Here is an 8,033-nt window from a genome sequence, read left to right on the forward strand (position 1 = left end):
GGCCGCTGGCCGGGCTTGGCGCGGGGCGTGGGCTTGCGCGGCGGCACCGTTACGGTATCCCGGTCGGGTAGGGCGGGCTGCGCCAGAATTGCTTTCACGCGGGCCTTGCGGGCCTGCACCTTGGCTTTATGCGTCGATTTGGGGGCGGGTGAGGTCTGGCTGAAAGCCGGGATGGCCACGGGCAGCAGCAAGGCTAGCCACAGCAACGACGGCAGTATTTGGCCCATCGGCCACCGGTGCGGGCGGTGGTAGAAGCGCCGCAATCCGGCATCGGCAGAAAGACTAAACCAGAGGGGCAAAGTATAGCAGCAGTTAAATTCGTTACTTTTGGGGCTTGTACAAAGGTAGCAGGTCGCTACCGCCCCTTCAACGAACACCGTGCGGATTATTGTCATCTGGGCCAGTGCGGCCCTGCTGCTGCTGGGCGCCGGCATCGGCGAGTGGAAAGCCGAAGCCCAAACCACGCCCGACTCGGGCCGGGTAGCAACGTCGGCTCCCGATTCGATGCGCACCTCCGACCTGCCCAATGCGCCCTATCGCTACCGCCTGCGCACGGTAGTCCTCGATGCCGGCCACGGTGGCAAAGACCGGGGCTGCGCCGGAGCCAGCGCCCGCGAGGCCGACGTGGCCCTGAGCCTCATCCTGGCCCTGGGCAAGCAGATTGAAGAAAATCTGCCCGACGTGAAGGTGATTTACACCCGCAAAACCAACGTGTTTGTGGAGCTCGACGAGCGCGCCGCCATTGCCAACCGCAACCACGCCGACCTGTTCATCTCCATTCACTGCAACGCCGGCCCCAGCCAAAGCCACGGCACCGAAGTGTGGACCATGGGCCTGCACAAAACCGACGCCAACCTGGGCGTAGCCCAGCGCGAAAACTCGGTTATTTTGCAGGAAAAGGACTATAAGAAACGCTACGATGGCTTCGACCCCAGCTCGCCGCAGTCGCATATTCTGTTTTCGCTGTTCCAGTCGGCCTACATCACCAACAGCCTGCGCTTTGCTCAGCGCGTCGACCGGCAGCTGCGCACGAGTGTGAAGCGACCCAGCCGCGGCGTGAAGCAGGCAGGTTTTCTGGTGCTCTGGAAATCGACCATGCCCTCAGTCCTCATCGAGTCGGGCTTCCTCACCAACCCCGCCGAGGAGCGTTACCTCAACGATAAAGCCAACCAAACGTATATGGCCGCGGGCATCTACCGGGCGTTCCGCGAGTACAAGCGCGAGCTCGAAGGCGGATAGCCTCCTAGCATTTCCAGGTAACCAGTTTTGCTCGCCGGGCACCGAACTGTGGCGGCCGCAATACAATCCGCACGCAGCGTTTGCCCTTTCCGTTCCTATCCAACAATTCTTACTCGTGTCTAAAGAAATAAAAGTGGCGCTTCTCGCCATCGTCGCCATTGCCGCTCTCGTTATCGGCTATAATTTTCTGCGCGGCAGCAACGTCTTATCTTCTGACCGCACTTACTACGCCACGTACCCCAAGGTCGACGGCCTGAACGTGGGCGCCCTCGTGGCCCTGAACGGCATCAAAGTAGGCCAGGTAAAAAGCATGGAGCTGCAGCCCGACAAGGGCAACGCCGTGCGCGTGGCCCTGGAGCTGCAGAAAGACGTGGTGGTGGGCGACTCCACTACGGCCAGCCTGGGCGGCTCACTGCTGGGCTCCAAAGCCATTACGCTCACGCTGGGCCGCAACTCCAAGACCTTTAACGGAGGCGAGGAAATCCGCACGACTACGCCCTCGGGCATTGCTGATGCTTTCCAGGCCAAGGCCCTGCCCGTGCTCGACACCGTGGGCGCCACGCTTTCGCACATCAACGGCTTTCTGAACAAAGACGCGCAAACCAACATTCAGGGCACGCTGCAAGGCGCGCGGGCCAGCGCCGAAGCATTCAACCGGCTGATTTTGGCCAACCAGGCCAACATCAACCAAATCACACGCAACTTCGCGCAGATGAGTGCGGCCCTCAACAAAACCACCTCCAAGCTCGACCGCATCGCCGTGAATTTTGGCCAGCTGTCGGACTCGCTGAAGACCGCGCCCGTGGGCCCGGCTCTGCGCCGCCTCAACTCGACCCTGGCCGACGCCCAAACCACCGTGCAAAGCCTGAACACGGCCCTGAACGACCAGAAGGGCTCGATGGGCAAGCTACTACACGACTCGACGCTGTATAAGAACCTGGCCGCCACCACGGCCGCTTCCAACGACTTGTTTGTCGACCTCAAAGCCAACCCCAAACGCTACGTGCACTTCTCGGTGTTTGGCGGCGGAGGCAGCGACAAGAAAAAGACCGAAGTCGAAACCAAAACCACCAAGCCTAACGGCACCGTGGTAGAAACCGAGAAGAAGACGACGGTTAAATAGTACCGCAGTAGCGCGGACTGCAAAGTCCGCGCTACAATTCCCGCCGTACCTTTGGAATCCGCCCCTGGGCGGATTTTTTTGTGCCTACACTTCCAAAATCCCACCCCCGCTCTCTTATGAACGTCGAGTTCAACCGCAACGAAGACCAACTCAAACAACTCAGTTTCAATCTCACCCAAAAACTCCAGAAAGTAGCCCTCGGCGGCGGGCAAAAGCGCATCGAAGCCCACAAGGCCAAAGGCAAGCTCACCGCCCGCGAGCGAATTGACTACCTGCTCGATAAGGGCGCGGCGCAAGTAGAAATCGGTGCTTTTGCGGGCGAGGGGATGTACAAGGAGGAAGGCGGCTGCCCCGGCGGCGGCGTGGTCGTCGTTATCGGCTACGTGGCCGGGCGGCAGTGCGTGGTGGTGGCCAACGACGCCACCGTGAAGGCCGGCGCGTGGTTTCCCATCACGGCCAAGAAAAACCTGCGGGCCCAGGAAATCAGCATCGAAAACAAGCTGCCGATTATTTACCTCGTGGATTCGGCGGGCGTGTACCTGCCCATGCAGGACGAGATTTTTCCCGATAAGGAGCATTTCGGCCGCATTTTCCGCAACAACGCGGTGATGAGCAGCATGGGCATTGTGCAGATTTCGGCCATCATGGGCCCGTGCGTGGCCGGCGGGGCCTACCTGCCCATCATGAGCGACGAGGCCATGATTGTGAACGGCACGGGCTCGGTGTTCCTGGCCGGCTCCTACCTGGTGAAGTCGGCCATCGGCGAGAGTATCGACAACGAGGCGCTGGGCGGCGCGAGCATGCACTCCGAAATCTCGGGCGTGACGGATTACAAGTTCGACACCGACGAGGAATGCCTCACGCACATCCGCAACATCTTCGACAAGATGGGCGGACAGCCATCAGCCGGGTTCAGCCGCGCCACGCCCGCCAAGCCGGCGCTCAATGAGCAGGAAATCTACGGCCTGCTACCCGCCGACCGCGCCAAGCCTTACGACATGATGGAAATCATCAACCGGCTGGTCGATAACTCGAAGTTTGAGCCCTACAAGGACCTATATGGCCAGACGCTCATCTGCGGGCTGGCGCGCATCGACGGCTGGGCGGTGGGCATCGTGGCCAACCAGCGCAAGATTGTGAAGAGCAAGAAAACCGGCATGCAGATGGGCGGCGTAATCTACTCCGACTCGGCCGATAAGGCGGCGCGCTTCATTATGAACTGCAACCAGAAGCGCATTCCGCTGGTGTTTCTGCACGACGTATCGGGCTTCATGGTGGGCAGTCAGAGCGAGCAGGGCGGCATCATCAAGGACGGCGCCAAGATGGTGAATGCCATGAGCAACTCGGTGGTGCCCAAGTTCACGGTGGTGGTGGGCAACAGCTACGGCGCTGGCAACTACGCCATGTGCGGCAAGGCCTACGACCCGCGCCTCATCGTGGCCTGGCCCACGGCCCAGCTGGCCGTGATGAGCGGCGCGGCTGCGGCCAATACCCTGCTGCAAATCCAGGTGGCCTCGCTCAAAGCCAAGGGCGAAGTCATCACCCCCGAAGCCGAAAAGGAGCTGCTTGACCGCATCAAGGCCCGCTACGAGGAGCAGCTCTCGCCCTACTACGCCGCGGCCCGCCTCTGGGTCGATGCCGTGATTGACCCGCTGGAAACGCGGAAAGTGATTTCCGAAGGCATTGCCGCCGCCAACCATGCGCCGATTGAGAAGGCGTACAACGTGGGGGTGATTCAGGTGTGAGGATATGACCGGAGCGCAGGTAGAAGCGAGAAATAAGCTGACGGACAGAGGGCTGGTCTATTATTTTGTCCGTTTCTCTCAGGAGAATGCGCGGTTTATAATCGAAGGTCAGATTGCATCGGAAGTAGTCGATATAATCGACTCAAAAGAGAAATTGACCAGGTTAGATTTCGAGAATATTGTCAAGTGTTTTAATCAAATAGTCGGCAAAGAACATCACGATGGCAGTGGGTGGCATGACTTCAAATTGAGGCTTGGATGGTTTTTTCGTGTTTTTGGCTACCAAGCATGGTTCGATGTACAAACGAATGAATTGACGATTGCAAAAGCGGGCTGGTTGAAGTTGATTAAATGGCGTTGGCAAAGCGTCTTCAACTATTACCACTGATGTACCTCCTTTCCCTCCTCGCCGTGCCTAATAGTACGAGCAAGCCTATTACCGCTCACCTTCCCACCCTTACCGCTATGAATCGCTTCTCCCGAACCGCCCTGCTACTGGGTGCCGCTTGGTGCGCCACCACCTTTTTCGCTCCTAAAGCCGCCGCGCAGGCGTTTGCCAAAGGCGCCGATGTGGGCTGGCTGCAGCAGATGGAGGCCACCGGCTACGTGTTTCGCAATGAGCAGGGCGTGCCGCAGGACTGTTTTGCCATTCTCAGAGCGCAGGGCATTAATTCCATTCGCCTGCGGGTGTTCGTGAACCCCTCCGACGACAAAGCCAGCGGCCACTGCAGCCCCGCCGAAGTGGTGACCATGGCCAAGCGGGCCACCGACCTGGGCTTCCGGGTAATGATTGACTTCCACTACAGCGACACCTGGGCCGACCCGGGCAAGCAGGCTAAGCCCGCTGCCTGGGCCAGCCATCCCTTTCCCCAGCTCCTGACCGATGTGTACGACCACACCCTGAGCACGATGCAGGCGCTACGGGCGAACGGCGTGACGCCCGAATGGGTGCAGGTCGGCAACGAGATACCCGGCGGCATGATGTGGCCCGAGGGCAGTACCAAGAACTTCCCACAGCTTACCCAGCTCATCAACAAGGGCTACGAGGCCGTGAAGGCGGCCAGCCCCAGCAGCAAGGTTATCGTGCACCTCGACCGCGGCAACGACAACGCTATGTACCGCGACTTCTTCGACAAACTCACCGCCAACGGTGGCAAGTTCGACGTCATCGGCATGTCGTACTACCCCTATTGGCTCAAGCAGGACTACACGGCCTCCATTGCCAACCTGCGCGCCAACCTGCTCGACATGGTGGCCCGCTACCCCGGCAAGGAAGTGGTGGTGGCCGAAGTGGGCGGCGACTACACCGCCGTGCAAAACACCTACGACCTGCTGGTGGCCACTCAGCAAGCCGTGCGCGCCGTGCCCCGGCACAAGGGCCTCGGCGTATTCTACTGGGAGCCCGAAGGCGCCAAAAGCTGGAGCGGCTACCAGCTTTGCGCCTGGGGCGACGACGGTAAGCCTTCGCCCGCCCTCAAGGCGTTTCGCGATGCCGCGGGCACCAAGGCTAAGCCGGCCGCGCCCGCCAAAGCCAGGAAATAGCCCCGCCGGCGAGTTCCGAATACGCACAAAACACACCGCCCCGACCAAGCTGGCCGGGGCGGTGTGTTTTCAGCCAGGTGGCCGGGCTTAGTTGTCGGCTTTCACCTTCACTTTGTCGCCGTCGGTGGTTTTGGCTTTCATCTTTTTCACATCGGGGCCGTTGCCATCGCGCATGTCGCGGGCGCGGTCCATGCGGTCGGCCTGCAGGGCGGTGAATTTGGTGTACTGGTCGGGCGTGAGAACGGTCTTGAACTGGGCGTCGTACTTGGCGCGGTTGGCCTGCATTTGCTCGCGCATCTGGCTGCGGTCGCCGCTACCGTCGCGGGCCTGGCCGCGCATGGCCTGCATTTCCTGAGTGCGGGCCAGCAGAATGGCCTGCACTTTGGTGGTTTGGTCGGCCGTCAGGCCCAGCTCTTTGCTGAGGCGGTCGGCCTGGCGCTTGGCCATCTCATCGGGCGAGCCCTGCATGCGGCCGTAGCCGCGGCCGCGGCCCGGCATGGCATCGGGGGTAGTGGTTTGGGCGGCGGCAGTGCCTACCGTGAGAGCGAATGCCGCCAGAAGCGGGAACAGAAGCTTTTTCATGGAAATAAGAAGTGGAGGTGAAGCAGAAATGACAGTTGCAAACGGAGCAAGTATTCATGTCAGACCAGCCAGCGCCGCCCGGGATTAACGGGCAATAAAAGCGCGGCGGCCCAGGCTCCGTTATTTATCTCCAATGCAAATGAGCCGCCACAACCAGCCCGAAAAACAAAAGGTGGACGGACGGGCCGGAAATCCCGACCAATCCGTCCACTTCGCAGACTTATTCCTTCACCAGCCTTTTTCCATTCGCGCGCTACCTAATCGGTTAAGCCCAGCACCCGGGTCAGTCGATTCTTCGGCACACTGAAATCGATGGTTTGCTCGCCTTTTTTCTTGCGTTCGCGCCGCCGTTCCAGCAGCGTCTGCACCTTGTCCTGGCCTTCGGTGCGCGAGGCCAGCACACTCACCACATCGACCAGCAGCGACACGGCGCGCGGTACGGGCACGCTCACCTGCTGCTCGTTGGCGGGCGGGGGCGGGGTGGCCGGCGACGGCGGGGCCGTCTGTGCCAGGCTGCTGCCGGCTTTCAGCAAAAGCGCGGCAACTACTGAGAATAACTTTTTGGGCAGCATGGGAAAGACAGCGGCTTGATACTGCAAAGATGCCCCCGAAACGGCCGCGGTTGCCCGGTTACCCCAGTTTTTCCTTGAATAAACGCAAGGTGCGTTCCCACGCCAGCCGGGCGGCCTCGGCGTTGTAGCGCGCCGGCGAGGTGTCGTTGTTGAAAGCATGGTTCACGCCCTCGTATAGGTAGAGCTCATACTTCGTGCCGGCCGCCTTCAGAGCCGCTTCGTAGGCCGGGATACCGGCGTTGATGCGTTGGTCGAGGCCGCCGTAGTGCAGCATCACGCTGGCCTTGATGTTTGGCACGTCTTCGGCTTTGGGCTGCTGGCCGTAGTAGGCCACGGCAGCGTTCAGTTTAGGGTCGTGCACGGCCAGCTGGTTCACCAGCCCGCCGCCCCAGCAAAAGCCCACCGCGCCGGTGCGGCCGTTGCAGTCAGGCCGGGCGCGCAGGTAGTCTAAAGCTTTCAGATAGTTGTTGAGGTTCTTCACCGGGTCGAGCTGGCCGATGAGCTCGCGGCCCTTATCCTCGTCGGCCGGCGTGCCGCCCACCACGCTCAGCGCATCCACGCCCAGGGCCAGGTAGCCGGCCTGCGCCACCCGCCGCGTCACATCCTTGATGTGCGGCGTCAGCCCCCGGTTTTCGTGGATGACCACCACCGCGCCGCGCTTCTGGTGGCCTTTGGGGTGCACCAGGTAGCCACGCACGGGCGCGCCGTCGCCAATCCAGCTCACTTCTTCGGCCTGCAGGTCGTCGGCCTCGGGCGTCACGGTGGCAGCGGCCGCGTAGCCGGGCTCCAGCACCGAAAGGGCCGAAAGGGCCAGGGCAGTACCGCCCGCCAGCTTTATCAGCCGCTCCATAAACTCCTTGCGGGTGAGCGGAGCGTGGGTGTATTCGTCGAAGAGATTGATGATGCGCTGGTCCATGGCGGCGATAAACGGGAAGAAGAAAGAAAATGGGTGTGAGGGAAAGTTGCAGCCGCAGCCAGCGTTTCGCACTACGGCAGCCGTTCGGCCAGGTAATAGTACGGCTGAAACAAGTGGTGGCTGAATACCTTGGCCGGGTCGTTGGGGTAAAGAGCGTAGTACGCCGTATCGGCAGGCCGCACGACGGTGGTGCCAACGCGCACATAGGTGCTGCTTGGATAAAACGCCGGCCCCTGATACGCCGGCACGTGCTGCGCCAGGGCCCGCGGGCACGGCCGCCTGCGGGTCGTCGGCCAAGTGGTAGGCAAATTTGC

General features: G+C 61.2%; 9 protein-coding genes and 1 pseudogene. 5 read left to right on the forward strand and 5 right to left on the reverse strand.

Going from position 1 to position 8,033, the window contains the following annotated elements:
- The coding region (locus ACYVDE_RS09770) for a hypothetical protein (protein ID WP_460501314.1) at positions 1-227 on the reverse strand (227 nt) is incomplete at its 3' end.
- 151 nt (positions 228-378) lie between these two features.
- Between ACYVDE_RS09770 and ACYVDE_RS09775 the strand changes: the two genes are divergently transcribed.
- The 5 genes from ACYVDE_RS09775 (at position 379) to ACYVDE_RS09795 (ending at position 5,649) form a co-directional block, all read left to right on the forward strand.
- Positions 379-1,239 (forward strand): N-acetylmuramoyl-L-alanine amidase family protein, encoded by an 861-nt coding sequence (locus ACYVDE_RS09775; protein ID WP_460501315.1) that lies wholly within the window; start codon positions 379-381, stop codon positions 1,237-1,239.
- A 115-nt stretch (positions 1,240-1,354) separates the two neighbouring features.
- Positions 1,355-2,362, forward strand: coding sequence for an MlaD family protein (locus tag ACYVDE_RS09780; protein WP_460501316.1), 1,008 nt, complete (start codon positions 1,355-1,357; stop codon positions 2,360-2,362).
- Positions 2,363-2,478: 116 nt separating this feature from the next.
- The gene (locus tag ACYVDE_RS09785) at positions 2,479-4,107 is read left to right on the forward strand and encodes an acyl-CoA carboxylase subunit beta (protein ID WP_460501317.1); all 1,629 of its coding nucleotides are present in this window, start codon (positions 2,479-2,481) and stop codon (positions 4,105-4,107) included.
- Between the two features lie 4 nt (positions 4,108-4,111).
- On the forward strand, positions 4,112-4,495 hold the full coding sequence (locus ACYVDE_RS09790; protein ID WP_460501318.1) for a hypothetical protein: 384 nt from the start codon (positions 4,112-4,114) through the stop codon (positions 4,493-4,495).
- A 77-nt stretch (positions 4,496-4,572) separates the two neighbouring features.
- The gene (locus tag ACYVDE_RS09795) at positions 4,573-5,649 is read left to right on the forward strand and encodes a glycoside hydrolase family 53 protein (RefSeq protein WP_460501319.1); all 1,077 of its coding nucleotides are present in this window, start codon (positions 4,573-4,575) and stop codon (positions 5,647-5,649) included.
- 87 nt (positions 5,650-5,736) lie between these two features.
- Here ACYVDE_RS09795 and ACYVDE_RS09800 read toward each other — a convergent pair whose 3' ends face one another.
- From ACYVDE_RS09800 to ACYVDE_RS09815, 4 genes and pseudogenes are all read right to left on the reverse strand, one after another.
- Positions 5,737-6,231 carry a Spy/CpxP family protein refolding chaperone gene (locus ACYVDE_RS09800; protein ID WP_460501321.1) on the reverse strand — a complete coding sequence of 165 codons (495 nt, stop codon included), beginning with the start codon at positions 6,229-6,231 and terminating at the stop codon, positions 5,737-5,739.
- 257 nt (positions 6,232-6,488) lie between these two features.
- Positions 6,489-6,803: a hypothetical protein gene (locus tag ACYVDE_RS09805; protein WP_460501322.1), complete on the reverse strand. Its 315-nt coding sequence runs from the start codon at positions 6,801-6,803 to the stop codon at positions 6,489-6,491.
- Positions 6,804-6,861: 58 nt separating this feature from the next.
- On the reverse strand, positions 6,862-7,719 hold the full coding sequence (locus tag ACYVDE_RS09810; RefSeq protein WP_460501324.1) for a dienelactone hydrolase family protein: 858 nt from the start codon (positions 7,717-7,719) through the stop codon (positions 6,862-6,864).
- Between the two features lie 71 nt (positions 7,720-7,790).
- Positions 7,791-8,033 (reverse strand): annotated as a pseudogene (locus tag ACYVDE_RS09815) (hypothetical protein); the annotation flags it as partial.

It is taken from the genome of Hymenobacter agri (genome assembly GCF_054778495.1).